This window comes from Geobacter grbiciae (genome assembly GCF_018531165.1).
Classification (GTDB): domain Bacteria; phylum Desulfobacterota; class Desulfuromonadia; order Geobacterales; family Geobacteraceae; genus Geobacter; species Geobacter metallireducens.
The window spans coordinates 99,630-123,965 of record NZ_JAHDIW010000007.1 but is presented as its reverse complement, the minus strand read 5'-3'; the positions used below and the strand labels follow the sequence as shown (position 1 = coordinate 123,965).

The following is a 24,336-nucleotide window of genomic DNA, read 5'->3' as shown; positions in this document are numbered from 1 at the left end:
ACGGCTGCCTACATCATTAGCTGACCCCTTGACCGAAACGATCAGGCAACGAAAGGAATGCCATTCAATGCAGAAGCTTGAGCCCGCCACTCTGAAGTCAGGCAACGAAATTCCGATGATTCGGGCGCTGAACATTCACCTGCGGGAGATCGGGGACGCTCACGCCATCATGGAGGTAACCGTCTGCGAACTTCATAGCAACTACTTCGGCGGAGCACATGGCGGTTTGATTGCGACACTGGTGGATACGGTTTCGTTCTTCCCCCGACCGCTGCTCCCCTCCGGAAAATCCAGCACAACGACCAATCTCAACGTCACGTATGTCAGACCGGCTACCATGGGGGATGTTCTGACGGCCCGCTCGGAACTGATACACATGGGGCGGAGGATGGCGAGCATAACGGTGACGGTGAAAAACCAGAATGATAAACTGGTGGCGCACGGAACGGTAACGTTGATGGTTTCCTGAGTAGGAACAACAGCCTATTCAGGGGCAATGAAGCAGTGAAGGCCGAACTATACGCTGGACATGAAGAAATTACATGGAACAATTACATCTCAAACCAATAACCATGGAGGGCGACCCGATGAAGACGACGCGTGTTAATGGATGGGCTGTCATGGGCCTTTTGCTGGCTCTCGTGCTGCAAGTGCCGGGCCTGGCCTCGGCGCAGACTACGTTTGGGCGGATCGTGGTATTCGGCGACAGCCTGTCCGATCCCGGCAACCTGTTTGCCTTGGAGGGGGGAGCGAATACACCGCCCTACAACACCCTGGACCAGCTCCTTATTCCTGACAAACCCTATGCGAGAGGTGGGCACCACTTCAGTAACGGGGCAACCTGGGTTGAGCAGCTTTCAGAACCCTTGGGGCTTGCCGGGAACACCCGGTCGGCCTTCCAGGGATCGGATACCGAGGCCACCAATTACGCAGTAGGTGGCGCCAGAGCCCATGACGACGGGATCAACGTCAACCTCCAGGCCCAGGTGACCGCGTTCCTCAACGCTTTTGGCGGCGCTGCGCCGGCCGATGCCCTCTACGTGGTGGAGTTCGGCAGCAACGACATCCGCGACGCCCTGGCGGCGGGCGCTGCCGGCGGTCCCATCCTTGAAGGCGCCCTTGCCTCCATCGGCAACAACCTCGGGGCACTCTACGCGGCGGGTGCGAGGAAGTTCCTCATATGTAACGCCCCCGACATCTCGCTGACTCCCGCTGTTCTCACCCTTGACAAGCTCTCCCCCGGCGCTGGCCAATTCGCCAGCTTTCTGACGGTGACCTACAACTCGGGGCTCGATCTTCTTCTGGGGTCGATGGCGGGGCTTCCCGGCATCGAGATCGTGCGGGTTGATTTTTTCCAGAAGCTGCACGAGCTGGTTGCCACTCCGGCGACATTCGGCCTGAGCGTGGTGGACAGTGCCTGCATAATGCCAAATACCCCGCCGTTCGCCTGCCAGAATCCCGATCAATTCCTGTTCTGGGATGGAACCCACCCAACCAGGGCGGTTCATGCCATCATGTCACAGGAAGCGGCATCCGCGCTGGCAAACTGACCGCGGGCTCGTCCCTGTAACCGGGAAAGCCCTCGCGAAAAGTAAAAGGGTGGCGTAGAGAGGAGGTCGTATCCTCCCCTTTACTCCACCCTTTTTCATGCATACAGATCTCCACCCGCCAGATTCAGGGTGGGCCGTCTATCCCCGTGGTGTTCCCTACAGCGGCTTGATGCGGATATTGCGGAACTGCACCCGTGACCCCGGATGGTGGTTCTGCAGCCCGATATGCCCTGACAACGGCCGGCTCCCGTCCCCGGTGAGCGTGCTGACGACTTCCCCGTTCAATTTCACCGTGAAGTTGTTCCCCTGTGCCTGGATTTCATAGACGTTCCATTGCCCGACCGGTTTCGACGCCAGCCGGGAGGCCGCCGCGAACGTGTAGATGGCCCCGGTTTCATGGAGGGCATCGCCAAAACTGTTGGTGTCGGGGTTGTAGCCCCGGTCGTCAATCTGCACCTCATACCCTTTATCCACCGCAAGCTTCCAGTCGTTTGCCGGGTCGCTGCTCCCCAGGATGGGGAAGCGGATGAACACGCCCGAGTTGTCGAAGATGCTCGATGCCCGCCAATCTACCTTGAGGATAAAGTCGGCGAACTGGGCCTTTGTGTACCAGAGGAGGCCGATTCCTCCCTGGGATTCGAGGATGGTATTGCCGATGACGTTGAACCTTCCCGCACCCGCCATCTGCCAATCAGCCAGCGAGCCGGTGAATAGCGGGGTGAATCCCGCCTCGACCGTCGGCATGGCGATTGCCGAGGCGGTGCGGCGCGCCAGGGCAAAGGCGGTCAGGGACGGGTTGGCGGAGCCGAGGGTCGGAAAGAGAGCCGGACCTGCGACGTACGCGTTGCTGACGTGATGGAACCTTCCGTTGAGATCGGTGACGGAGGTGGTGGGGTCGGTACCCATCCAGAGGGTGCCCGCCTCGTGGTGGGTCGTGCCGAGACCGTCGCGGACCTTGTTGTTGGGATCATTGGGGCGGTTGTTGGTGCTTGGCGGAGGAGGCGTCGGCTGCCATCCCCCGTCATAGAAATACTGGATATTGGCAGGGTCGTTGTTTGCCAACTGCTGGGCCAGGGCAATCGTTGCGTCGTCCATGGACCGCCAGAGCTGGTCGTCGGCGGCGGTCTTCACCAGGTTTACCCACGCCCGACGCATGAAGAACTCGTCCTGCTGGTCGGGAACGGTCAGGGTCAGATTCATCCAGCTCGTTCCGGCGTTCTGGGGCATGGCGTTCTTGTCGCCTCCCATTTCACCGATCCCGCGCAGGGTGATGACAATCCAGTTGGGGTCCTGATTCGCCAGGATCTGGTGCTGGAGGTCGATGTCGGGAATCATGCGGAACATGTTCTTTTCCGGGTTGGCTCCCTGAACGTCGGCGGCGGTTACCTGGAGGTGGTAGCGCCTGTTTCCACCGCCGGCCATTGCCGAGCCACGGACCAGAAGGGCGGCTGCCTCAAGCTGCGTTGGCGGTGTCTGCAGGCCGCTGAAAACGGAGCGCTTGATACGGACGGTTGTGTTGCTGCGGAGATGGGCCATCAGGTTTCGTCCCATGAGCGCTGTCGGAAACGATTCGAGGGACAGGCGGGTCGACTCGATGGTACTCGCCGCCAGCACAACCGCACAGTCGGGTGAAAGGTTGAGGAATTGATGCTGGCCATTCACGTAGAGCTCAATCTGCACCACCTGCCCTCCGCTTGTGTTCAGCCTCACGACGTGGGCCCTCGGCACAACGAAGAGCCGACGCTGTGAATCAGGCGTAGGAGCGGCCGGATTCACATCTTCCCGGACGGCATCGGACAGGATCGGGGCGCTGCTGTATTTGTCGAAACTGAAAAGGCCGGGGGCCGGCGCCGCCCCCTGTACCGCGAGTGGTGCTTCCTCTATTCCGGTGACTGTCGGCACGCTCCCCTGCACTGCCTGAAAGCGGGCAAAGAGGGACTGGAAGAGGGATCCGGAGATGTAGTCAGTGGTTGGGTTGACTCCGGTTTCCTCTTCCACGGACGGGTAGGTGGCCGCAAGGTAGGTGACCAGCTCTGTGGGCCATTGAGCCAGGTCCGCATCGGTGAGGCGGGGCGACCAGCCGCCCCAGAAAAGCGACCTCCCCCCGACGCAGTAGGCGAGTCCCGGGAAGGATTCGGCGCTGTGCCAGGGAGTTCCCCACACGAGGTTGCGCGTTTGGGGGTCATCCTGATTGAAGAAAACCCGTGCGGGGCTCGGCGCGTTAAGGCCCATCTGGGTGAGGTTCTGGATATGCTCGGAGGCCAGGAAAGGGCCTGCATCCAGCACCAGCACCCTCCCTCCTGCGCGGTATATCTTTTCGGCGCAATAGGCCCCGTACATCCCCCCGCCGATCACGACCGCATCGAAGGGGAGGCCGCCGTTGTTGACCGCTTCATCCCAGGTGTTGCAGATGAAGCGGCCCAGCATGTCGACCGAAAAGGAGGTATTCTGGATCAGCACGGTTTCGTTCACTTCCGTAAGGCGATTGATCATGGGGTTTTTCCTTTCCCTGGAGGGGGTCTAAACGAATGCTGCAAGTGTAACCCGTCAGAATCATTATGCAACATTAAGGGCGGCCAACGGCGATCGGGACCTGACACAGGAAGACGTGGCATCCTCCTTCAGCATGATGTTGCCGACCACGATGATGCGGACAGTACACAAGACAAAAGGGGCGCCGCACACAATGCGACGCCCCTTTCACATCCATTCTCCCGCCTCAGGATCAGGTTCTGAACCGCCCCATGAGGAGGGAAAGCTCTTCCGACAATGTATCGAGCCGTTCCGCAGCTTCGGCCACATTCCGGGAGCTGTCGGAATCCTGCGACGCCAGATGACTGATGCTGGAGATTGTTTTCGTGATGTGGCCGGTGGTTGCGCTCTGCTCTTCAGAGGCGGTGGCTATCTGGCTCACCTGGGATGAAACCGCATCAATCCTCGTGATGATCGTGTCCATGGCCTCCATCGCTTCTTCGGCTACCCCCACGCCGGACTTGACCTCCACCACGCTCCGCTCCATTGCCTGCACGGCCGAGCCCGTTCCGTCGAGGACGGTCCGGATGATCTCCTTGATTTCATGGGCCGACTCGGAGCAGCGCTCCGCCAGCACCCGGACTTCATCGGCCACGACGGCGAACCCGCGCCCCTGTTCGCCCGCCCGCGCGGCCTCGATTGCCGCGTTGAGGGCCAGAAGGTTGGTCTGGTCGGCGATATCCTCGATGGAGGTGATGATTGCCGCGATCTGGTCGGTCGATGCGCCGAGCTTGTTGACGATGTCCGAGGCCACACCGACCTCGTCGGCAAGCTTGCGCATGGTGGAGACGGTGCTGTCCATGACGCTGCGGCCGGAGGAAGTGAGTTGCGCGGCACCCACGGCATTTTCCGCCGCGACCTGACAGTTGTTGGCGATATCGTTGGACGTGGCGGACATCTGTTCGCTGGACGTGGCAATGCCATCGGCCTCCTGGGCCAACTGGCCGGATGTGGAGACCATTTTCGACGAGAGCCCGGACAATCCGTCCGCGGCGGCTGATACATCCAAAGCCCGCGACGAGATGGTTACGACCGTGTCGTGGAGCTTGCCGACGAACTGGTTGAACCAGTGGGCCAGTTCGGCGAACTCGTCCTTGCCGCTCTCGTCGAGGCGCTTGGTCAGGTCCCCCTCCCCTTCGGCGATGTCGCGGACCATGGCCGTGACCCCGGAAAGGGATCGGGTGATGCGGATGATGGTGTACCAGAGGGGGATGGCCGACAGGACGGCAATGACAATGGCGAGGACAATGATGGTGCCCGTCATCTTCCGGGCGGCGGCATTGGTCTTTTCGACCATCTGCTGCTGCCCGACGGCGGTATTTCGGACCAACTCTTCGCCGGTTTTGAGTTCGCGATTTGCCGCCTCCTTCACCATGGCGAGGGCCTTCTTCGCCTTGTCGTTGCTCTCGATGATCTTGAGCTGCGCCCCGATGATCCGCTCCACCGACGCTGCCGCTCCCCGCACGGAGGTAGAGGCCGCGTCGATGTTCCTCAGGGCGGCGGTTTGCCTGATCCGGGTCAGCTCCCGGCGGGCCGAGGCCGCATTCCCTGTTATCTGGCTGAATACCGCCCGGATGTCGGCAGCGGCAATTTCGGCGTCTTTGGCTGTTTCGCACAGCATGAGCGAACGAACCTTGGCGTCGAGGGTCTTGGCGGAGAGGCTGATACCGCTTACCGCCGTGTCGATGCCGGCGATGCGCTGACTCGAAGCCAGAACCCCCTCCACATCCTTGCGGTTCTGCTCCACACGCTTCTCGATCCGGGCAGTGGCGGTATTGAGCCTGATGGCAAGGTCCATCAGCTCGTTATTGATCTGACGCCTTTCTTCCGAGAACTTGCCATCGGTGTCCTTGCCGCTCAAGGCTCCCTGTTTCAGGGCCACCAGACCGGTTTCAGGCTTGGTGAACTTCTGGTTGATGTCGCTGACGGCCTTTTTGACCGCCGCCACGGTCTCATCATTGACGTTGATCTCCTGGATCGCCGCCACCGTGTTCTTCATCTTCGCTTTGTTGGCGAAAATTTCTGTCGAGCTCTTTGCTATTTCAAGGTCTTTCAGCACGACCTGGACATCCTTGAGCCTGATAACAAGCTCTTTGACCTGCTGGGCAGCGGAAACCATCTGGGTGGACGACGTGAACGAGTTGGCGACCATCTTTGAGCTTGCCGCCGTGAGGTTCTGCATGTCGCGCCGCACGTTACCGAGAACCCGCTCCACATTCTGGATGTCTGCCTCAACCTTCCGCGATTCCTCCTGGTAATTCCCAAGGCTTTCGATACGCGCCCGGGTGGCACTCTTCACATCATCGTAAACCTTGTCGATGACCGTCACGTCTATGGCGCCGCCCTGGGTGGCATCGAGAGCCTTGATGCCGTCCAGGGCGGTCTTGAGACCTTTGAGGCGATCGTCGGCGGCAGCCGCCAGTTCCGCCACTTCCCGCTTGTCGGTGGCCACCCCGAGACGGAGCAGCACGCCGGTCAGCGACTCGATGGAACGCTGCAGCTCCGTGGTCTTGATCTGGAGGGGAGTGGAGCGGTCGGTGAGCTGGGAAATGATGCCGCGGATGTCGTAGATGGAATAGACGCTGACGAATGCCAGCATGCCGAGACCGACGAGCATGACGGCCGCGCTCGCGTAGAGCCAGGTTCTGGTTTTCACGTGCCGCTCCTATTTTCTGTAGATGCCGCAACCGAGGACCATTTCTCCGGCCATCTCAAAATAGGAGGTTTTCTGCTCTTCCACCTTGGACTTGGGGTTGATGATCGTGTAGTCTACCCATCCCGAGCCTTCCTTCTTCGCCCGTTCGACAATCTCCTTGCGGAATTTTTTCCCTTTGGAATCGGGAACGTCCAGAACGTTCTGACCGATCTTGTCGGGGGCAGTCGCATTGGCGATCAAAATGCCGTTCACATCATACGCAAAGACGTACAGAGCCCCTTTAACAAACTGCCCCTTGGGGTCGTTAAGGGCGTCGAGGGCTTTTTCCAGCCCGTTTGCCTTGTAAAGAGCCGCGGCTTCCTTCACCATCTTAACCGCTTCATCCTTTTCATCGGCCCGGACCACCGAAACGGAGACAAGCAGGGCAAGGCACACAGCAACAGTTCCCAGGAGCGCAACCAGCGATTTTTTCATTCTTTTCCCCCTATCTTCATAGTGTTGATGACCATCATGGTCATCATTTGCTTTATTCCTGTATCGACAATTAGCGTTAATACTTTAGGATTAATTCAGGATGACCCCGAACAAAAGCGTGCTCTGGGTTCGTCTTTCATCTTGATTCCAAGGAAGCCTTCCAAGTATCCTGACAGGAGTTCCCCTCGTCCCATTCCATGAGAAACTCTGCCATGCCGAACACCACTTCTATCACCAACAACGAGGAATTTTCCCTCTGCCGTACCTGCGGCGGCGAATGCTGCCGGACCAGGCCGGGGATCGAGGCGCCTGCGCGGTTCCTTGCCGCCGCCAATCCCGCCGAGGAGCTGGCGCGCCTGCTGGCCTCAGGCCTCTGGGTCCTCGACACCCACTACGGTGTCCCCTACGATCCCGGGAAGGGGGAGACGGGGGACCCGGACCGGATCATTCTCTACCCCCGGCCAGCCACCCGGCGGGAGCAGGCGGAGGGGAGCCTCCGGGTCGTCCCCGGCGCCGGGGAATGCGTCCTCCTGGGGGACGAGGGGTGCACCCTCCCCTTCGAGGAACGCCCCCGTGCCTGCCAGGCCCTGGAACCGGCCTCCGACTTCGCCTGCACCTCCGCCTGGAGCCGCTTCGACGCGGCCCGGGAGTGGCAGCACCACCAGGATATGGTCGACGAGGCCCTTGCTCTCCTCGACTCCCGTCAGTGATTATCTCTTTATTTTATTCAGAATGCGCAGCAGGCCATCGAGGATGGTAGCCGGATGGGGTGGGCAACCGGGGATGTACAAATCAACGGGAACAATGCTGTCGACGCCATTGCAGACCTGGGGGGTGTCGATGTAAGGTCCGCCGTTGATGGCGCAGGCGCCGCAGGCGACAACGATCTTCGGGTCAGGAATCGCCTCATAGGTGGTAAGAAGTGCCTTGGCCATGTTTTCAGTAACCGGACCGGTCACCCACAGGCCATCTGCGTGGCGTGGCGACGCCACGAACTGTATGCCGAACCGACCGAGATCCCAGCCGATGGTCGAAAGGACATTGGTATCGGCTTCGCAGGCGTTACACCCGCCGGCGCTGACCTCCCGGAATTTAAGGGAGCGCCCGAACAGACGCCGCAGGTCGGGAGGCAACGGTCGAGCGTGGTGATGTTCCGATCCGGGATGAACCAGCAGATGGTCACGGTTCGTAACGGCCAGTTGATAGTCCGTGGTAAACTGGATGGTTCCGACCGGGCATTCGGCACAGAAAAGACACTTGCCCATGTCGAGACACCCGCCGCTCTCCTTTGAGTAAGCACCGTAGGGGCACGTGTCCTCAGAAGCCGCGTTTACCGGGCTGACAAGCGGATAGCCGCGGAACCGCTCAGGCATCTGCAGCGGCGCAGCGGGATAGGGGGTGGTGCGATGGCCTTGCTTGATTCGGGAAGCGATTGCTCGGAACATGTAACGTTATCCTCCCTAGAGGTCGAACCCGCAATAGGACAGGTTGAAGCTCTTGTTGCAGAGCGGAAAATCGGATATCTGCTGTCCCCGAAGTGCCAAGGCGAGCCCTTGCCAGTTATGAAACGAAGGGTCGACGATTTTGTAGCGCATGAAACGCCCGGCATCGTCGGTGACCGCCACGTGACATATTTCCCCGCGCCACCCCTCGGTCAGGGCAACGGCCAGACGCTCGCCGGCACAGGGGGCGGCAGCGACCCGATGCCCGCCTCCGGGGAGCTGCCGCAGCTGTTCTTCGATAAAATCCATTGATTTCTGGGCTTCCAGCCACCGGATCATGGTGCGCGCACACACGTCGCCATGGAACGCGGTCGCAACCGGAAGATGGGTCATGCGATAGATGCCGAACGGATAGTCAAGGCGGACATCCCTCTTGATCCCGCAGGCCCGTGCGGCAGGCCCGACCAGGCCGAGTTCGAGGGCCTGGTCCCGCGTCAATCCCCCGGTCCCCTCCAGACGCCCCATCACCGAAGGCGAGCTCCAGAGGAGCTCAATCGCATTGGTCAGATCACGTCGCGCCTCTGCCAGACGCTTGAGAAGATCGTCGCGCAACCCTGGCGTCAGATCGAAAATCGTCCCGCCCGGGACGAGAAGCCCCCGCCCGAAACGGCTGCCGCAGAGGACAGCGGTCATATTGAGGAAATCCCCCCTGATACGGCCACAGAAGGATGCGGTCGGCAGATACCCCACATCGCCGGCGATTGCCCCCAGGTCGCCGGTATGGTTGGCCAGCCGCTCCAGTTCGAGGGCAATGCCCCGCAACACTTCCGCCCGGGGAGGCGCCTTGATCCCTCCCAACGACTCCATGATCATGCAGTAGGCCTGGCCATGGCCGATGGTCGTGTCGCCGGCGGCGGTTTCCATGACCTGCACGGTGCGCGGGTGAGGTCCGCCCACAAGACCCGCCTCGATCCCCCGGTGCTGGTAGCCGAGGGATATTTCCAGGTGAAAGACCTCCTCACCGTGGCACTGGAAGCGGAAGTGTCCCGGCTCGATGATGCCGGCATGGACGGGGCCGACGGCAACCTCGTGCACCTCGTCGCCCGCCACCTGGAAATAGTCCATGACGCCAACGCGGAGCGGCTCGTCCGCGGTGCGGTCCCAGGCATCGCGTCCAGGCACGAACGATTGGTGGAAACGAACCGGCTTGAACCAGGGGTGTCCATCGAATATCAGGCCGCACTGTTCGGCGATCTCGCGTTCAAACAGTTGCACCTGGGTAATGAGCGAGGCGAGGGAGGGGACGTGATTGTCGCTTGTTTCCGTACGGGCCGCGGCAAGCCGCCCCTCGGCCTTGTTGGCCAGGATGCATACGAGCGCGGTGGAGGCCGGCGCCGGGACACCAAAATACGAAACAATCCGCCATCCCCGGTCTACGGAATCGAGAATCCCCTGCAGAAACTCGTTGATATCCACGGGGGGAATCTCCGTCAGGGGGACGGAGGCCCCGTTGTATATGGTGCGGAATGGATCCGTCACGGTTGCACCCCCAGCATCGCAGCGCCCTCTGTCAGGAGCGAGACAAGGAAAGCAGGCGGCCATATCCCCAGCAGCAGGATGATCGCCATCATGAGAAACGGCGGGCCCACGGTCAGCAGACGGTCCTCGTAATCGGATGGTTCAAGGCCGGCAGGTGGGGTGCCCATGACCATCGGCAGCACCGTCAGGGCCATGCCGATGAACACGATGACCAGAAACAGCAGGAACAGCCACCCCACCAGATGCCGCCCGTCGATGAAGGCGTTGCTGACAATCGTATACTCGCTGATGAACGGCGAAAACGGCGGTGAGCCGGTAATGGCAATGAAACCGGCCAGGAAGAGCCCCCCCGACCAGGGGAGCCGTGCCAGTGCCCCCTTGACCACATCGGTCGTCTTGTTTCCGTAGGAGCGGTGGATGTTGCCGGAGGAGAGGAACAGCACCCCCTTGGTCAGACCGTTGTTCAGGAGATGAAAGAGCGCGCCGTACAGCGCCCCCTTGCCAAGCCCGAGACCGATGGCGAGAATCCCCACATGTTCGACGCTCGAATAGGCCAGCATCCTCTTGAAGTCGGCCTGATGCGCCATGAATACGGCGGCAAAGGCCATGGAGATGAGCCCCATGCCAACCAGAGCATCTTGAAAGAACGCAAGTTCAGTACCGGATGCCAGGCAGATCTGATACACCCGCAGTATCGACAGAAATGCGCAGTTGACCAGCCCCCCCGCAAGCAGGGCCCCCACCAGTCCGGGCGCTTCGCCATAGGCATCGGGCTTCCAGGCATGCAGCGGAGCAAGACCCATCTTTGAACCATACCCCACCAGGAGAAAAATCGCCGCCGCATGGAGCCAGCCGGGGTTCAGCTCACGGGCGGACAGCATCAACGGGCCGAGCAGCAGGGTGGCGTCCCGGTGGGCCACGTAGGTCGAATAGGCGAGGAACAGCAGCCCGAGCAACGCCAGGCCGATGCCGACGGAACAGAGGAGCAGATACTTCCAGGTGGCCTCTATCGAACGGGCATTGCGGTTGAAGTAGATGAGGGGGGCCATGGATACGGTGGTTGTTTCCAGTGCGACCCAGAGCAGTCCCAGATGCTGGGTCATGGTGACCAGTCCCATGGCCGAAAGGCAGACCAGCAGCCCCATGCAGAGGACCCGGTTCGAACGCTCCTGACGGTAGGAGAGGTAGCCGACGGCATAGTAGGCGCAGACGGTGAAGAGAAGGCTGATGCACAGGAGCACCACCTTCCCCAGGGGGTCAAGCCAGATCCAGCCTCCGGGGGATGGTGGCGGCGTGTTCACCAGCAATAACGCCGTCAGTGCAAGGTGAACCGTCGCAACAGCCGGCAGGGTAATGGGCCTGAGACGGTTGTCCGGCACGATCCAGGCGCATAACGCCCCCACCAGGGGGAGCAGAACAAGGGCATACAACATGTGCGGCTACTCCTCCTTCAGGGCCCGCAGGCGGGAGGTGTCGATCGACGAGAATTCCCGGCTGATATGGTTGATGACAATACCCATGACGAATATCCCCACGAGAAGGTCGAGCAGGGCGCCAGCCTCAACCATGACCGGCATCGCTTCGGTCAGGAGAAGACCGAATACGAAGATCCCGTTCTCCATCACCAGATAGCCGATGACCTGGGAAATGGCCTTGCGGCGGGTCGTCAGGATCAAAAAACCGCACAGCAGCGTGGCAATGGAGGCCGGCACAAACAGGAGATCCCTGTGTTCGGGCGCCAGAGGCAGGCGTTCGGCAAAAACGAACGACAGGGCGGTGAAAACGGCGCCGAGGAGCAAGGTCGGCACATACCCGATGAAGGGTTCCACTTCCCGCCTGATCTGAGCCTTGCGGACGGCGCCGCCGATGAAGTAGGGAATCGCCACTCCCTTGGCCAGAATGATGCCGACGGTGATGCTGGCCAGGTGTCCGGAAAACGGGTGTATCAAGCCGGGGAGGATACCGAGGATGACCCCCTGGGCGGCAACGGCACGGATGGAAAACATCAGCCGGCTCGTGCCGAGCATGATCAGATTGATCAGCATCACCAGTACCAGCAGTTGATCGGCGAATGAACTCATGGGGCTACCTCAATACCAGCAGCATGGCAAAGGCGGACAGGATAGTGGCTCCGACCAGCAGTTGCGGAACGCGGACCAGACGCAACCGGGCCATCACCGACTCGACAACGCCGATTGCCACTGCCAGCACAAGCATGGCGACAATGAAGATGCCCCAGTCTAGAAGCGCATTTCCGGTGGCGACAGGGAAGGCGATGTTGACAAAGACCGCTCCGAGGATGAACAGTTTCAGCGCCGCTCCGTAAAGGATGATCCCGAAGGCGGGACCGCTGTGATCAAGGACCATGACTTCATGAATCATGGTCAATTCGAGGTGCGTGTTGGGATCGTCGAAGGGGATACGGCAGTTCTCCGCCAGAAGGGTGATGAACAGCGCCCCCACCAGCAACAGCATGCTCGCCCCGGCGGCAAGCCAGATGGCGGGCGTGGGATGGGTGAGTATCGTTGACAGGGAAAGCGACTTGCTTATGCGGGCCAGCGTCAGCAGGGAAAAGAAGAGGGTCGGTTCGGCAAGGCAGGAAAACGTAACTTCACGTGCCGCTCCCATCCCTTCAAAACTTGAACCGGTATCCAGAGCCGCAATGGTGGTAAAGAACCGGGACAATCCGAAAAGGTAGGCAAAGAGGATGAGATCGCCACTGAAAGAAAGTGGCGCGACATGGCGGCCCAGCGGGATCAGCAACACTGCGATAAGCGCTGCAGAGAGTGTTATCAACGGGCCGGCACGGAAAACCCAGGTGGTGGTCTCACTAAAGACCGATCCCTTGCGGAAGAGCTTGATCAGGTCGAAATACGGCTGCAGATAGGGCGCTCCAACCCTTCCGGCAAAGGCCGCCTTGGTCTTGCCGATAACCCCGAGCAACAGTGGCGGCAACAGGAGCGCCACTGCGCAGTGGATGATAATGTCTGTCATAACGTGCCATCCTCGAAGGAGACGGAAACGCCGCTGTCCTCGTTCAGTGCTTCCAGATCATCAGGACGCAGAGCGTAGCGAATATATACAACACGTAAATATGAAGCTGGCCGTGCTGCACTTTCCTGAGGTAGGAAAATGCCGTGCCGACGACCCGGAAGACGGGAATCAGAATCCGGTCCAGCACGGTTTCGGTTGTCTCATAGCTGAAACGGGCGTCGGCGGGAGGAATGGGCGTATCAAGCGTGGGCCTGCGACGGTTGGGGGCAACGATACTCCCCAGCAGGCTCACCGCCATCTCGCTGAACGATGTGCCGGTATATTGCATCCTGGGTGTAGGCTCGAGATAGCCGCACCCCCACGTGCTTCCCTGGGAACGGGGAGATGTACGCAGCCGCCGGCGGTATGCCGCGCCGACAGCCAGAATGACCACAAGAAGGAGCACGTTGGCGCAGGTGAGCGCCACAAGGGGGATCTGCCCCATAACCTGGGCACTATCCTGGGGAGGAAGCCCGGCATAGAAGCCGACAACCGGGGTAACCAACCGCACCAACAGCACCGGGGCCATGCCGGCAACCAGACATCCGCCGGCCAGCAGCATCATTGGTCCGGTCATCACCACCGATGCTTCATGGCCATGGGCGGATTCGGCCGAGCGGGGAGAGCCGAGAAAGACGATCCCGAAAAGCTTGACGAAGGTCAGGACCGCCAGCCCGCCAACCAGCGCCAGGACAGGCGCAACCAGGGCCGCCAGCGGCAACGGAGCGAGGATGCCATCGGTGATGGCACCGATATAGAGAAAAAATTCGCCGACAAACCCGTTGAGCGGCGGCAAACCGCATATGGCGAGCGATCCGACCAGAAAGAGCGGCGCTGTTACCGGCATGCGCCGGGCAAGCCCCCCCATCCGGTCGATCTCCCGGGTTCCGGTTCCATGTATCAGCACTCCGCTTCCCAAGAAGAGGAGCGATTTGAACAGGCCATGGTTGACAATATGGATAAAGGCCCCCGCAAGGCCGCACACCACCAGGTATGGCGCGTGCTGCTGCAGGCCGACCAGTGCCAGGCCGATGCCGATAAAGACAATGCCGATATTCTCGATACTGCTGCAGGCCAGCAGGCGTTTCAGGTCGCGCTGTCCTGCTGCCAGGGCAATCCCGTTAATGGCGGACCAGGCACCGAGCAGGAGTATGAGCCAGCCGAGCCATACCGGCAGCTGATCGAAAAACGACAAGGTCCGCAGGATGCCGTACACGCCCATCTTGAGCATCAACCCCGACATCATCGCCGACACGTGACTGGGGGCATTGGCATGGGCGCCGGGAAGCCAGAAATGCAGGGGCATGAGGCCCGCCTTGCCGCCAAACCCGATCAGGGCGGTTATGATGACCGTTGTCGCAACAGGCACGGTCAAGGAAAGGGCATGCGTGGCTGGAAACGCGAACGTGCCGACAGTCCCGCGCAGCAGGGAAAACATGACAAACAGCGCCATGGTGCCGGTGTGGGTGGCAAGGAGGTAGACCGTTCCGACCCGCTGGACGTCGGCACTCTGCTGCTCGGTGGTCAGCAGGAAATAGGCAGAGAGCGCCATGACCTCCCAGGCCATGAGAAACAGCACCCCGTTACGGGCCATGACCACGATGATCATCGCGGCGGCAAAGAGTCCGAGAAAGAAGGTGAGCCTTCCGGCGCTCGCCTTTTCCCTGGCCGGCCAGTAGGCCACGGAATACAGAGCGACAGCACCGGTAACCAGGAAGAGCGGAAAGAGGAAAATTGTCGAAAGATGATCGGCGGAAAAGAGCGCCGAACCGAAAGGAAGGGGCCAGTCAATCTGGTATGATGAAGCGGGAATGCCGGACAGGAGCGAGATGACAGCCATTTCGCCAAGGCACGACGCAGCGATTACAAGTACGGCCGCGATCCGTTGCCCCCAGGCAGAGCGGCGCGCCAACAGCCCCGGAATACCCGAGAGGGCAATACAGGACGCCGCAACCAGTAGAAATAACGTTGGATCAAGGAGGAACATCACGCCTGCCTTACGCCTGCCCCCTATCTCACGTCAACCGCTGACTTGATTACTGGGCGACACAAAAACATTATGAGTTACTATATTTTTATAACACTTTAAAAAAATATATGTTATAAAATATCATACGTCAATAAAATTATGAGACACCCAAACGACACACAACACATACATGTGCGAGGGAGAGTGCCGTCATGCCGAACACACGATTGAACATCACGCTGCCAACCCCCATAGTTGACGACATCAAGGCTCTGTACGGCCAGCGCGGGTTGAGCCAGTTTCTCGAAGAAGCTGCCCGGGAAAAACTCGAAGAGCTGAAAAAAAAGGCGCACAAAGGATTGATCGAAGGATATCAATCAACTGCGGAGGAAACGAAAGAGGTCCTCAAGAAATTCGAATCGGCGGTAACGGAGAAACGGGATGTTTAAGCGCGGCGGGATCTATGCTGTCAATCTGCCCCATGGGGACAGGCACGAGCCGGAGGTGTGCCCCTGCCTTGTGGTAAGCAACAACATCAGCAACGAGTACTCTCCGGTCGTAACCATCATTCCGTTGAGCTTTACCCACCTGGAAAAGATCTATGACTTCGAGACGTTCCTGCCGGCGGCCGGGAGCGGGTTGGAAAAGGACGCCAAGATCAGTTCCCACATCCTGATCACCATCGACAAGGCAACCGTGGTTGGCGAGCGTCTCGGCTTCATCAACAAATCCCTCATGTGTCAGGTGAATAAGGCGCTCTGTTTACAGCTCGGCATCGAGGAGCCGCCGGGACACCTCAAAGGATAACGTCAATGCTGCTTGAACCATCCGAAGCCGCCCAGGCCCTTAATGTCGATGAAAAAACCATAGTCCGCTGGATCAGGAAGGACAACCTGCCCGCTGAATCCATGCACGGCGATTACCGGATCAATCCGGTGGACTTGCTGGAATGGGCAACGGAGCGGGGCATCAAGGTCAATCCGGCCCTCTACAAGATGCACGATGCGGATACCCGTCCGTTGCCGACCCTGTGCCAGGCGCTCCAGGCCGGTGGCATCCATTGCGGCTTCCCGGGCAATGACAAGGAAACCGTATTGCGCAACGTTGTTGCCGCTCTGGAGTTGCCGCCCGAGATCGATCCCGAGTTCATACTGCAGGTGCTGCTGGCCCGGGAGGCCATGGGCACCACGGCGGTTGGCGACGGCATCGCCATCCCCCATGTGCGCAACCCCATCCTGGTGCAGCTGCCGGTCCCGAAGATTTCCCTGAGCTTTCTCGCACAGCCGGTTGATTTCGGCGCCCTGGACGGCAAGCCGGTGCAGATACTGTTCACCATTATCTCGCCGACCATCAGGATGCATCTGCACCTGCTCTCGAGGCTGGCCTATTGCCTGCGGGACCAACGCCTGCGCGACATCCTCGGCAAGCAATGCAACGCCAGGGCGATCATGGACGTAATCCTCGAGATCGAGAAAGACATCGGAAGCGCTCCCCTATGACCGAAAACGTCCTGCCCCCTCTCGGGCACCGGGCCGGTAAGTCAGGCGCAAAAAAAGCCGCATCCGAAGATGCGGCTTTTTTTGCGTCAGTAAAAGTACTGATTACTTCTTGTGCGGTACAGCCGGGGCTGCCGGAGTCGCGGGGGTTGCCGGAACAGCCGGGGTTGCGCCGGGCTTGGCTTCTTCCTGCTTCACGGCTTTTTTCGCTTTCTTGGCTTTCTTGACCTTCTTCTCGACGGCCTTTTTCTCCTCAACTTTCACCGGCGGGTGGCCGGGAGGAAGGGCAGGAGCGGCTTTAGCTGCGGGCTCGGCGGCGAATGCGATACCGGCGAAGGCAACGGCTACGAGGGCTGCGGTGATGCTTGAGAGAATTTTTTTCATTGATGTGCTCCTCTTAGTGGAACGAGATAACTACTTCTTGAATTTCCTAAGAGCAGCAACCGTGCCACACCACACCACAACAGCTATATCATTGATATCACGCAGGTTAGCCCATCAAACTCGCAACAACACCCTCGCCGCAAAGCCCCATTCCATCCACCGGCTACCGCAAATGAGACATCCACATCCAGGGGTAATGGCGCAATAACGTCAGGATGCTGCCCGAATTCTCCCGGGGATCAGCTGGCAAATTGCAGCCATAATCCGGCCAGTTACGCCGCGAAGGTTGATAAGCGTAAGGGAGGATATATAATGGAAACTTTATTTTCCAGCAGGCCCTACCCTCCGGTAAGCATCAGCAAAAGGGAGTTGAACCATGAAAAGATCAGCGGAAGAACGAGCCATCTACATCACTGAATTTGACCAGAGCCGCCTCGAAGAGTTGCTGGACCAGGTCAACACGGAAGATTCCCGAGACAGCAAGCACCTCAGGGAACTGGAGGACGAGTTGCTGCGCGCCGAAGTCGTTGAACCACAGGACATCCCTGCCGACGTAATAACCATGAACTCCCGGGTGTGCCTGAAGGATCTGGACAGCGGCGAGGAGTTGCACTATACCCTCGTCTTTCCCGGCGACGCGCGCCTGGAGGATAACCGCATCTCCATCCTGGCGCCGGTGGGGACGGCGTTGCTCGGCTACCGCGTGGGGGACACAATTACCTGGAAGGTGCCGGGCGGAACGCGCCGGCTGAAGGTGAAAAAGATCCTCTACCAGCCGGAAGCGGCGGGGGATTTCCATTTATAGGAATCTGACGGAATCGACACGAAAAAGCCCGCTCTCCGCGGGCTTTTTTTTGGGGTACCAGACGGGCACTCAATAGATGGCGTAGTTCTCGGGGTCGGAAAAAATCTCCCGCAACAGCAGGTTGTTCAGGTGGTGGCCGGTCTTGTGCGCCTCCACCTTGCCGAGCATCCGGTAGCCGCAGGTGTAGAGGTCGCCGATAAGGTCCAGGATCTTGTGGTTCACGAGCTCCTGCTTGTAGCGCAGGCCATGGGGATTGACGATGCTCTCCCCGCCGATCACCACGGCATTGTCCAGGGACCCTCCCTTGGCCAGCCCCGCCTTGCGGATCGCCTCGATCTCCTCGTGGAGGACAAAGGTGCGGGAATTGATGATGGAAACGGCATTCTCCACGTCCATGACCCGCTTGCGCTGCTTCCCCACCGGGGGGCGGAACTCGATGGTCATGGTGATGTCGAGGGTGTTGAGGGGCTTCACCCGCACCCAGGCATCCTTGAGGGTGGCTTCCACGGGACGGAGGACCTTCAGGTAGACCCCTGCCTCGGGAAACTCGTAGACCCCGGCCCGCCACATCTCATGGTAGAACTCCCAGGCCGAGCCGTCCATGATCGGCACCTCGGGACCGTCGATGTAGACGAGGCAGTTGGTGATGCCCGAGTAATAGAAGGCGGCCATCAGGTGCTCGATGGTGGCCACCGACGCCCCCTCGGCGGCGATCTGGGTGGAGAGCCGCGTATCCGCCACCATGTCGTAGCGGGCCGGGATGAGGCGGCCTCCGAAGACAAAGGCTATCCCGAACTCCCGCCGGGGGAGGAATTCGAGGGTCACGGTCCGCCCCGTGTGGAGGCCTATGCCGCTCAGCTTGAAGATTCTATTGATGGTCGTCTGTCGTTTGATCATGATTTGCCCATGGGTACCACAAAAGGGACAATGGTGGGAAGAAAAAAACCGCAGAAAACCGGCATCGGTTACGGGTGCCGGATACACGAAAGCCCGGCCGGAAATCCGGTCGGGCTTTCTCTTCAACTGGTGCGAAGCGGGGCTATCTTCTCGCCCGAACTGCACCAGATATCTGGCAACGTAGTGTCAAACCGCCACTCTTTAGCCTCTACGCCTCTTCAGGAGTCCAATGCCAATGAGGCCAGCACCAACGCACAGAAGCGTGGATGGCTCAGGGACCGGCGTGACATTGAGTGTCGGGCCTGCTATGGATGTGTTTTCACTGGACGCGAACGCGTGAACGTAATTTTGTGAATTACTCGGTTGATTGGTATTCCTGCGGATGATGAACGTGGCCATATCGTTTGTGTCGCTGTTCAGGAAGTCGATCAGCTCCGGGCTCGTGAAGGAGTAGAGGCCAAGCCCTTTGCCCGTGAGGCTGAATGTCCCGAGAGAGGCAACCATCATGCTGCTCAGACCGTTGTTGGTCCGATTCGCGGGGGCATTGTTCCAGGTTATGGTGGATTCCGACCAGGAGTCGAACAGTTCATTGATCAGGCCGAAGACTTCGAATTGGTACGTTGTGCCTGCGAGAGTAGTGCCCGCCCCACTATCGACAAAATTGAAATCGAGAGTCGCCGTTGCAATAGAAAACGGTCCCACCCCGCTGAGATCAAACCCGATGTAGCTTTTACGGGTATAAATGGAGTTATCCTGACGTTTAACCTGATCGACAAGGGCACTCCCAAAATTAGTATTGGCCGAGGTTCCGCTCTGAATGTAGGCATCCTTGTCAGCAGTGATAGAGATTGCCTCGGCGGACGCAAATGAAAGGGCGGTGAACAGGCCGGCAGCCAGAAGGCATAAAATGGATTTCATAGTGTTACCTCAGCGGAGAATTGGGGTATTTTGTCCATGCATCTGCATGAAATGTGCCTCCGCATAACCTACTAATATCATGACTGGTCATCGCTGGCTGGCGCCGAAGGCCCGGAAACATTGTAAAATTTTTCGACAAAGTGTTCGTTTTTCCTACAGTACGCGAGCCGAAGCGACTGTATGTATTATTTGAAGAGATTACCCTGCCGTTGACGGCATCCCGATTTGCACTACACTTCACGTTACAGGAGGAGTGGCCATGTCCGAAGCCGGCAGCACGGTACCATTTGATTTTTCGTCGTATGGCGGGGAAATTGACGACCTCGCGACACGGGGCTTGGCCGACGCTGCGGGTGCGGAGGGTATCCGGACCGCCATGGCCCGGGTGACCGGACGGGCAGAGGAGGTGCAGGCCTCCCGACTGTCCGCGAACGAGCAGAACCTCATTGCCTGCGGACCGGGCTGCGCCGACTGCTGCAGGGTGAATGTGACGGTGCTCCTCCCCGAGGCCATCGCCATTGCGGCTTACCTTGAAGAGATTGGCAAGGGTGATGAGACCAACGCCATAACGATGCGGGTCGCCGACACGGCCGCCCGGGTGCGCTGGATGGAAGACGACGAGCGGATTCGGGCCGGCGTGGCCTGCCCCTTCCTCGACGGGCGTGGATGGTGCGCCATATACCCGGTGCGACCCCTCACCTGCCGGGCACTTTCATCCACCGATCCGGAACAGTGCCGCCGCGCCCTCGCAGCCCACTGCTCCGACGAGGAGGAAACGATTGTGGTCAACATCTTCCAGAAATTTCTGATGGAAGGAACCTTCCGGGCCCTCGCAACGGCGATGGAACGGGCCGGCCTCGACACCACCGGCCGCGAACTCTGCCGGTCGGTGACCAGATGCCTCTTGGATCCGCGCCTTGCGGACGATTTTCTTGACGGGAAACGCATCAGATTCCCCGAATCGTAGCTTCACCATGAAAAAACCCCGACGTGTTCCGTCGGGGTTCTCTCTTAAATCTATGGTTGTTTCAGATAATCCTTTCTCTGCTCCGGGGTCATGGCCCGGTAGCGGTCCCGGAGTTCACGGCGCTCTTCGCGGCCCAGGCCCCGCCACTTCTCGCGCAGTGCCGCCCGCTCCTCGGGAGGCAGCTCCCTGAACCAGCGGTATCTCTGCCGGATCCGCTCCTGTTCTGCGGGGGGGAGCTTGCTGAACTCGTCGAACCGTTTTCTGATCCGTTCCCTTTCCTCCCGTGGCAACTCACGCCACTTTCGGGACCGTTCCCGGGCCTGCTCCCGCTCCTCCGGCGTCATGGTCCGCCACCGTTCGGCACCCCGGCGAAGCCTCTCCTGCCGCTCCGGAGGAAGCGACTCCCATCGCCCCTCAAAGGGTTTCAGGACCTGCCGCTCATCCGGGGTGAGCCGCTCCCAGGGGGCGGCCGCGGCCTCTCCCAGAAGGGCCGCCATCAGCAGACCTGCAGCAGCAACCACTCCTATCCTCTTCCTCATCGCCCGCTCCTTACCCGCCGTTCTCCTGGGCCGCCAGCCAGCGGTAGAATTCGATATCTTCATAAAACTGCATCTGCTCCTGGGCGGCAACAATTTCGATATCGTCGGCGGTGGCAACGGTGTTTTCCCGCCGGGGGCCGGTCATCCAGAGGCTTACGGCCAGGACAGCAACGGCAGCCGTGGCAAGCCCTCCCACCGCGATCCAGCGGAGGAAGCGAAACCACCCCCTCTTCCCTTCTGCCGACTCGACGGCCTGCAACCGTATGGCCCGGAGACGGGCGGCCGTCCGGTCATCCAGGGCGTCCGCACGTGCGTCAAGATGTTCTTTAACCATTGCCACCATCCGCTCGTTACGTTCTTCAGGGCTCATGGTGCGTACTCCTCAAGATAGTCGCGCAACGTATGGACCGCGCGCGAATAATGGGTCTTCACGCTTCCCTCCGAACATCCCATGGCAAAGGCCGTCTGGGCCGTGTCGAGCCCTTCCCAGGCCCGCAGAAGGAAGGCCTGCCGCTGACGGAGAGGAAGCCGGCGGACCGCCGACTCGATGGCTTCGCCCAAATCGTGCCGCTGGAGGCTCGCCAAAGGATCGGGAGAGGAGAGATCAGCCACGTTTTCCAGGGGATCAATCTCCTCCTCGCTCTCTCCCCCCAAAAACCATGCACGGAAACGGTTCCTGACCCCCGTGCGGCGGTGCCAGTCAACGATGCGGTTCTGAAGGGTCCGGTGGAACAGCGGCGCCCACTCCCCCTCGGGCTTGCCGGCATAGCGGTTCACGAAAGCAAGCATGGCGTCCTGCACCAGATCGAGGGCCTCGTCATCGTCCGATGTGGCAAGTCGAGCCATGCGGAAGGCCCGCCGCTCAATCCCCGCCAGAAATCGGTTTAATATCTCAGTGGAGTCCAGCCGCTCCTCCTTGATTCTCATCGCCTTATACTAATCAAAAACGCACGAATGTTAAAGGAGTTGACATCACATCAAACGCAGAGGGGTCCATTGACTTTAAGATGCCAGGATTTAAACTTTTCAATGTTCGCAACCCACATGGATCAGGGAGGAATCATGAACAGGAGAACTTTCTTGAAGACGGCGGCCCTTGGGGCCGTGGCTGCCGGCATTACCCGCGAGGCCGCAGCTGCCGCGGAAAAGTACTTTCCCGTCAAGGCCGACCAGAGCCTCTTCGCCACCATCAACCGCGCCAAGGACCCGGCAAAGAAAAGTCCCCTGGAGCAGAAGCACGTGCCGGTCATCAGGGCTCCGCACACGGTGAAAGCAGGTGAACCGTTCACCGTGGAGGTTACAGTGGGTGAGCAGGTCCACCCCATGGGACCGACCCACTGGATCGAGTATATCGAGCTGAATGTGGGAAACGAGCCCGCCGGCCGGATCGCGATGCAACCCCGCGGCTTCCTGCATCCGAAGGTGACGTTCACCGTCGTGGTGCCCAAGGAGGCGGCACCCGCCGGCAAGATCACCCTCGTGGCCTTCCAGCGGTGCAACCTCCACGGCTACTGGGAAGGAAGCCTCGATGTGGCCGTGACCGGCTGATTGGAGCCAATCGCCAACGCCCGGCGTAACCCGCAAGGAAGTGAGATGACCTATGCAGACCGATGGCAATTTTTTTGTAAAACTTGTGGGGATGTCCACGTTCCTGGAACAGCAGGAGAACCTCGACGAGAGCCTCAACGATTTCGCCGCAATGGCCGCGAATATCGTCAACGTGGAGAACTGCTCCATCATGCTCTTCCGGGAGGGGGACAAGCCGGGGGACTTCCGTCTGCGGGTCTTCGCCAAGACCGGCTATCTCCCTGAAAATGCCTTCCGCGAGGCAGTGAAGGTGAACGACGGCATCGCCGGTCGGGTGGCGGCCACGGGTCAGGCCATCCTCGTGGAGGACATCACCCGCTCCCCATACCTCCCCCTTGCCCGGACGCCGGAGGGGACCAGCAAGTGCTTCATTTCGGTGCCGGTCCTGATCGGCACCAAGGTGGTGGGGGTCATCAACCTGACCAACCCGCGGGATGGCCGCTGTTTCACCGACGATGACCTGGCCCTTGCCACCTTCGTGGCGCTCCTGGTGGGAAAATCGATCCAGGTGGTCCAGCTCCAGAACGTGCTCCGCTCGCGCTTTGCCCAGATGGCCATCTCCCGGGAAACGAAGAGCCTGGTGGCAAGCAAGGTGACCGAATTCTACCAGGACCCGGTGCGGCTCTCGAGGATCGCTGCCAAGACCTTTTACCGGGAGATGACCCGGGCCGGCCTCGGCACCGAACACATCATCAACGCGGCCACCGAGATCGTCGGACTGTTGGGCGAAAACCTGAAAAAGCACAAGAAACGTTTGGTGGATACGCAGGCTGCGGCGCCCCAGGAGCAGGTCATCGAAGCACCGCCGGGAACGCCGGCCTGACAGGCTCAGCCTCCCGTTGCACGGGGGGCGTTGCAGTATTTGCACGACTCCTCCCGCCACGGGAGATACTCGCCACAGGAGCGGCACTTCCAGAACTTCCCCTCCACCTCGCGCAGGGGTTTATGGAAGTAGATAACCAGAAGGAAGATGGGAAAAACGGCGCACAGGATGCTCCACCCCACAAAATTCCTCGCCCGGTTGGCGGCAAGGATGCCGCCGGCCACCCCGGGGATGACAATGACGAGAAGAAACGCCAGATATGCCGGTTTCACGAATTCGGCCATTGGTCAACCTCCTATGGAGCTCACCATTTTTTATTAAGTATAGCAGAACAGAGCGTTGAAGCTCACCCCCCGAATGCAAGCTAAAAGGCCATTCCCATCCGACTGTCGACAAATCGGTAACTAACGGAATTTAATTGCCTCTGCCGCTTGCAGGCAAAACTGCCCACGCTATACTTCCCTCCGGTAAGCAACTCCACACGACATTTGACTACCAGTATGCTCAAGGATGAGCGCATCGCGCCAGGGATGGCGCACTCAACCTTCCCCCCCTGCTGCTCATCCGGTTGAGCGCATTCCCTTCTCCGGCTCGATGACTTCAAGACGGACGTCATGAAGAAGTGCAGGGGGTTTGCCCTCGCGACCGGACCCTCCCTTGAAAAGCAAACGCCATCCACCTATTTGACAACCAACCAAGGCCCACGCGAAGGTCCAGCATAGGCC

26 protein-coding genes are annotated in these 24,336 nt (G+C 59.8%); 10 read left to right on the top strand and 16 right to left on the bottom strand.

Annotated features, from left to right (window positions below; genetic code table 11):
- The first annotated feature begins 67 nt into the window (after window positions 1-67).
- The gene (locus KJB29_RS10525; RefSeq protein ID WP_215734543.1) at window positions 68-469 is read left to right on the top strand and encodes a PaaI family thioesterase; all 402 of its coding nucleotides are present in this window, start codon (window positions 68-70) and stop codon (window positions 467-469) included.
- 118 nt (window positions 470-587) lie between these two features.
- Window positions 588-1,550 carry an SGNH/GDSL hydrolase family protein gene (locus KJB29_RS10520; protein WP_215734542.1) on the top strand — a complete coding sequence of 321 codons (963 nt, stop codon included), beginning with the start codon at window positions 588-590 and terminating at the stop codon, window positions 1,548-1,550.
- A gap of 156 nt (window positions 1,551-1,706) precedes the next feature.
- On the opposite strand, the gene KJB29_RS10515 is transcribed toward KJB29_RS10520, so the two are convergent.
- The 3 genes from KJB29_RS10515 to KJB29_RS10505 form a co-directional block, all read right to left on the bottom strand.
- Window positions 1,707-4,043 carry a 3-keto-alpha-glucoside-1,2-lyase-like domain-containing protein gene (locus KJB29_RS10515; RefSeq protein WP_215734541.1) on the bottom strand — a complete coding sequence of 779 codons (2,337 nt, stop codon included), beginning with the start codon at window positions 4,041-4,043 and terminating at the stop codon, window positions 1,707-1,709.
- A gap of 232 nt (window positions 4,044-4,275) precedes the next feature.
- Window positions 4,276-6,738, bottom strand: coding sequence for a methyl-accepting chemotaxis protein (locus KJB29_RS19700; protein ID WP_215734540.1), 2,463 nt, complete (start codon window positions 6,736-6,738; stop codon window positions 4,276-4,278).
- A gap of 9 nt (window positions 6,739-6,747) precedes the next feature.
- Window positions 6,748-7,212 (bottom strand): cache domain-containing protein, encoded by a 465-nt coding sequence (locus KJB29_RS10505; RefSeq protein WP_215734539.1) that lies wholly within the window; start codon window positions 7,210-7,212, stop codon window positions 6,748-6,750.
- Window positions 7,213-7,424: 212 nt separating this feature from the next.
- Here KJB29_RS10505 and KJB29_RS10500 point away from each other — a divergent pair, with 212 nt between their 5' ends.
- Window positions 7,425-7,922 (top strand): hypothetical protein, encoded by a 498-nt coding sequence (locus KJB29_RS10500; protein WP_246561137.1) that lies wholly within the window; start codon window positions 7,425-7,427, stop codon window positions 7,920-7,922.
- On the opposite strand, the gene KJB29_RS10495 is transcribed toward KJB29_RS10500, so the two are convergent.
- From KJB29_RS10495 to KJB29_RS10470, 6 genes are read right to left on the bottom strand one after another with little or no spacing between them, the layout of a single operon-like run.
- Window positions 7,923-8,657, bottom strand: coding sequence for an NADH-quinone oxidoreductase subunit B family protein (locus KJB29_RS10495; protein WP_215734537.1), 735 nt, complete (start codon window positions 8,655-8,657; stop codon window positions 7,923-7,925).
- 15 nt (window positions 8,658-8,672) lie between these two features.
- Window positions 8,673-10,193: a hydrogenase large subunit gene (locus KJB29_RS10490; RefSeq protein ID WP_215734536.1), complete on the bottom strand. Its 1,521-nt coding sequence runs from the start codon at window positions 10,191-10,193 to the stop codon at window positions 8,673-8,675.
- A complete protein-coding gene (locus KJB29_RS10485) occupies window positions 10,190-11,626 on the bottom strand; it encodes a proton-conducting transporter transmembrane domain-containing protein (protein ID WP_215734535.1) in 1,437 nt (478 codons plus the stop codon). The genes KJB29_RS10490 and KJB29_RS10485 overlap by 4 nt, the downstream gene beginning before the upstream one ends.
- Before the next feature lie 6 nt (window positions 11,627-11,632).
- Entirely contained in the window at window positions 11,633-12,274 is a 642-nt protein-coding gene (locus KJB29_RS10480; RefSeq protein ID WP_004511862.1) for a hypothetical protein, read from the bottom strand.
- A 4-nt stretch (window positions 12,275-12,278) separates the two neighbouring features.
- The gene (locus KJB29_RS10475) at window positions 12,279-13,187 is read right to left on the bottom strand and encodes a respiratory chain complex I subunit 1 family protein (RefSeq protein ID WP_215734534.1); all 909 of its coding nucleotides are present in this window, start codon (window positions 13,185-13,187) and stop codon (window positions 12,279-12,281) included.
- A gap of 43 nt (window positions 13,188-13,230) precedes the next feature.
- Window positions 13,231-15,213 (bottom strand): proton-conducting transporter transmembrane domain-containing protein, encoded by a 1,983-nt coding sequence (locus KJB29_RS10470; protein WP_215734533.1) that lies wholly within the window; start codon window positions 15,211-15,213, stop codon window positions 13,231-13,233.
- 194 nt (window positions 15,214-15,407) lie between these two features.
- Between KJB29_RS10470 and KJB29_RS10465 the strand changes: the two genes are divergently transcribed.
- Genes KJB29_RS10465 through KJB29_RS10455 form a run of 3 tightly spaced genes read left to right on the top strand, consistent with a single transcriptional unit; the run spans window position 15,408 to window position 16,694 of the window.
- Window positions 15,408-15,644 carry a hypothetical protein gene (locus KJB29_RS10465; protein WP_004511859.1) on the top strand — a complete coding sequence of 79 codons (237 nt, stop codon included), beginning with the start codon at window positions 15,408-15,410 and terminating at the stop codon, window positions 15,642-15,644.
- Window positions 15,637-16,002: a type II toxin-antitoxin system PemK/MazF family toxin gene (locus tag KJB29_RS10460; RefSeq protein WP_215734532.1), complete on the top strand. Its 366-nt coding sequence runs from the start codon at window positions 15,637-15,639 to the stop codon at window positions 16,000-16,002. The genes KJB29_RS10465 and KJB29_RS10460 overlap by 8 nt, the downstream gene beginning before the upstream one ends.
- A 5-nt stretch (window positions 16,003-16,007) precedes the next feature.
- The gene (locus tag KJB29_RS10455; protein WP_215734531.1) at window positions 16,008-16,694 is read left to right on the top strand and encodes a PTS sugar transporter subunit IIA; all 687 of its coding nucleotides are present in this window, start codon (window positions 16,008-16,010) and stop codon (window positions 16,692-16,694) included.
- Between the two features lie 102 nt (window positions 16,695-16,796).
- Here the strand turns inward: KJB29_RS10455 and KJB29_RS10450 are convergent, their stop codons facing one another.
- On the bottom strand, window positions 16,797-17,075 hold the full coding sequence (locus KJB29_RS10450) for a hypothetical protein (protein WP_215734530.1): 279 nt from the start codon (window positions 17,073-17,075) through the stop codon (window positions 16,797-16,799).
- 376 nt (window positions 17,076-17,451) lie between these two features.
- Here KJB29_RS10450 and rnk point away from each other — a divergent pair, with 376 nt between their 5' ends.
- Complete coding sequence (rnk, locus tag KJB29_RS10445; protein WP_004511855.1) at window positions 17,452-17,880, top strand: nucleoside diphosphate kinase regulator; 429 nt, start codon at window positions 17,452-17,454, stop codon at window positions 17,878-17,880.
- A 69-nt stretch (window positions 17,881-17,949) separates the two neighbouring features.
- Here rnk and lpxC read toward each other — a convergent pair whose 3' ends face one another.
- On the bottom strand, window positions 17,950-18,777 hold the full coding sequence (lpxC, locus tag KJB29_RS10440; RefSeq protein ID WP_214184760.1) for a UDP-3-O-acyl-N-acetylglucosamine deacetylase: 828 nt from the start codon (window positions 18,775-18,777) through the stop codon (window positions 17,950-17,952).
- A gap of 201 nt (window positions 18,778-18,978) precedes the next feature.
- Entirely contained in the window at window positions 18,979-19,695 is a 717-nt protein-coding gene (locus KJB29_RS10435) for a PEP-CTERM sorting domain-containing protein (protein WP_215734529.1), read from the bottom strand.
- A 259-nt stretch (window positions 19,696-19,954) separates the two neighbouring features.
- Between KJB29_RS10435 and KJB29_RS10430 the strand changes: the two genes are divergently transcribed.
- The gene (locus KJB29_RS10430; protein WP_215734528.1) at window positions 19,955-20,662 is read left to right on the top strand and encodes a YkgJ family cysteine cluster protein; all 708 of its coding nucleotides are present in this window, start codon (window positions 19,955-19,957) and stop codon (window positions 20,660-20,662) included.
- A 50-nt stretch (window positions 20,663-20,712) separates the two neighbouring features.
- Here the strand turns inward: KJB29_RS10430 and KJB29_RS10425 are convergent, their stop codons facing one another.
- From KJB29_RS10425 to KJB29_RS10415, 3 genes are read right to left on the bottom strand one after another with little or no spacing between them, the layout of a single operon-like run.
- Window positions 20,713-21,201: a DUF3106 domain-containing protein gene (locus KJB29_RS10425; RefSeq protein ID WP_215734527.1), complete on the bottom strand. Its 489-nt coding sequence runs from the start codon at window positions 21,199-21,201 to the stop codon at window positions 20,713-20,715.
- Between the two features lie 10 nt (window positions 21,202-21,211).
- On the bottom strand, window positions 21,212-21,571 hold the full coding sequence (locus tag KJB29_RS10420; RefSeq protein ID WP_215734526.1) for a DUF3619 family protein: 360 nt from the start codon (window positions 21,569-21,571) through the stop codon (window positions 21,212-21,214).
- The gene (locus KJB29_RS10415) at window positions 21,568-22,128 is read right to left on the bottom strand and encodes an RNA polymerase sigma factor (protein ID WP_215734525.1); all 561 of its coding nucleotides are present in this window, start codon (window positions 22,126-22,128) and stop codon (window positions 21,568-21,570) included. Before KJB29_RS10415 ends, KJB29_RS10420 begins: the two co-directional genes overlap by 4 nt.
- 135 nt (window positions 22,129-22,263) lie before the next feature.
- On the opposite strand from KJB29_RS10415, the gene KJB29_RS10410 reads away from it, so the two are divergent.
- A complete protein-coding gene (locus tag KJB29_RS10410; RefSeq protein WP_215734524.1) occupies window positions 22,264-22,749 on the top strand; it encodes a class II SORL domain-containing protein in 486 nt (161 codons plus the stop codon).
- A 52-nt stretch (window positions 22,750-22,801) separates the two neighbouring features.
- A complete protein-coding gene (locus KJB29_RS10405) occupies window positions 22,802-23,611 on the top strand; it encodes a GAF domain-containing protein (protein ID WP_215734523.1) in 810 nt (269 codons plus the stop codon).
- Between the two features lie 5 nt (window positions 23,612-23,616).
- On the opposite strand, the gene KJB29_RS10400 is transcribed toward KJB29_RS10405, so the two are convergent.
- Window positions 23,617-23,895 carry a hypothetical protein gene (locus KJB29_RS10400; RefSeq protein ID WP_215734522.1) on the bottom strand — a complete coding sequence of 93 codons (279 nt, stop codon included), beginning with the start codon at window positions 23,893-23,895 and terminating at the stop codon, window positions 23,617-23,619.
- Window positions 23,896-24,336: the final 441 nt, after the last annotated feature.

Bases quoted from the DNA above. Each gene is read 5' to 3' on its own strand.
- KJB29_RS10525 (WP_215734543.1), top strand. From the start codon at position 68: ATGCAGAAGCTTGAGCCCGCCACTCTGAAGTCAGGCAACGAAATTCCG.
- KJB29_RS10520 (WP_215734542.1), top strand. From the start codon at position 588: ATGAAGACGACGCGTGTTAATGGATGGGCTGTCATGGGCCTTTTGCTG.
- KJB29_RS10515 (WP_215734541.1), bottom strand. From the start codon at position 4,043: ATGATCAATCGCCTTACGGAAGTGAACGAAACCGTGCTGATCCAGAAT.
- KJB29_RS10505 (WP_215734539.1), bottom strand. From the start codon at position 7,212: ATGAAAAAATCGCTGGTTGCGCTCCTGGGAACTGTTGCTGTGTGCCTT.
- KJB29_RS10500 (WP_246561137.1), top strand. From the start codon at position 7,425: ATGCCGAACACCACTTCTATCACCAACAACGAGGAATTTTCCCTCTGC.
- KJB29_RS10495 (WP_215734537.1), bottom strand. From the start codon at position 8,657: ATGTTCCGAGCAATCGCTTCCCGAATCAAGCAAGGCCATCGCACCACC.
- KJB29_RS10485 (WP_215734535.1), bottom strand. From the start codon at position 11,626: ATGTTGTATGCCCTTGTTCTGCTCCCCCTGGTGGGGGCGTTATGCGCC.
- KJB29_RS10480 (WP_004511862.1), bottom strand. From the start codon at position 12,274: ATGAGTTCATTCGCCGATCAACTGCTGGTACTGGTGATGCTGATCAAT.
- KJB29_RS10475 (WP_215734534.1), bottom strand. From the start codon at position 13,187: ATGACAGACATTATCATCCACTGCGCAGTGGCGCTCCTGTTGCCGCCA.
- KJB29_RS10470 (WP_215734533.1), bottom strand. From the start codon at position 15,213: ATGTTCCTCCTTGATCCAACGTTATTTCTACTGGTTGCGGCGTCCTGT.
- KJB29_RS10465 (WP_004511859.1), top strand. From the start codon at position 15,408: ATGCCGAACACACGATTGAACATCACGCTGCCAACCCCCATAGTTGAC.
- KJB29_RS10460 (WP_215734532.1), top strand. From the start codon at position 15,637: ATGTTTAAGCGCGGCGGGATCTATGCTGTCAATCTGCCCCATGGGGAC.
- KJB29_RS10455 (WP_215734531.1), top strand. From the start codon at position 16,008: ATGCTGCTTGAACCATCCGAAGCCGCCCAGGCCCTTAATGTCGATGAA.
- KJB29_RS10450 (WP_215734530.1), bottom strand. From the start codon at position 17,075: ATGAAAAAAATTCTCTCAAGCATCACCGCAGCCCTCGTAGCCGTTGCC.
- rnk (WP_004511855.1), top strand. From the start codon at position 17,452: ATGAAAAGATCAGCGGAAGAACGAGCCATCTACATCACTGAATTTGAC.
- lpxC (WP_214184760.1), bottom strand. From the start codon at position 18,777: ATGATCAAACGACAGACGACCATCAATAGAATCTTCAAGCTGAGCGGC.
- KJB29_RS10435 (WP_215734529.1), bottom strand. From the start codon at position 19,695: ATGAAATCCATTTTATGCCTTCTGGCTGCCGGCCTGTTCACCGCCCTT.
- KJB29_RS10430 (WP_215734528.1), top strand. From the start codon at position 19,955: ATGTCCGAAGCCGGCAGCACGGTACCATTTGATTTTTCGTCGTATGGC.
- KJB29_RS10425 (WP_215734527.1), bottom strand. From the start codon at position 21,201: ATGAGGAAGAGGATAGGAGTGGTTGCTGCTGCAGGTCTGCTGATGGCG.
- KJB29_RS10420 (WP_215734526.1), bottom strand. From the start codon at position 21,571: ATGAGCCCTGAAGAACGTAACGAGCGGATGGTGGCAATGGTTAAAGAA.
- KJB29_RS10415 (WP_215734525.1), bottom strand. From the start codon at position 22,128: ATGAGAATCAAGGAGGAGCGGCTGGACTCCACTGAGATATTAAACCGA.
- KJB29_RS10410 (WP_215734524.1), top strand. From the start codon at position 22,264: ATGAACAGGAGAACTTTCTTGAAGACGGCGGCCCTTGGGGCCGTGGCT.
- KJB29_RS10405 (WP_215734523.1), top strand. From the start codon at position 22,802: ATGCAGACCGATGGCAATTTTTTTGTAAAACTTGTGGGGATGTCCACG.
- KJB29_RS10400 (WP_215734522.1), bottom strand. From the start codon at position 23,895: ATGGCCGAATTCGTGAAACCGGCATATCTGGCGTTTCTTCTCGTCATT.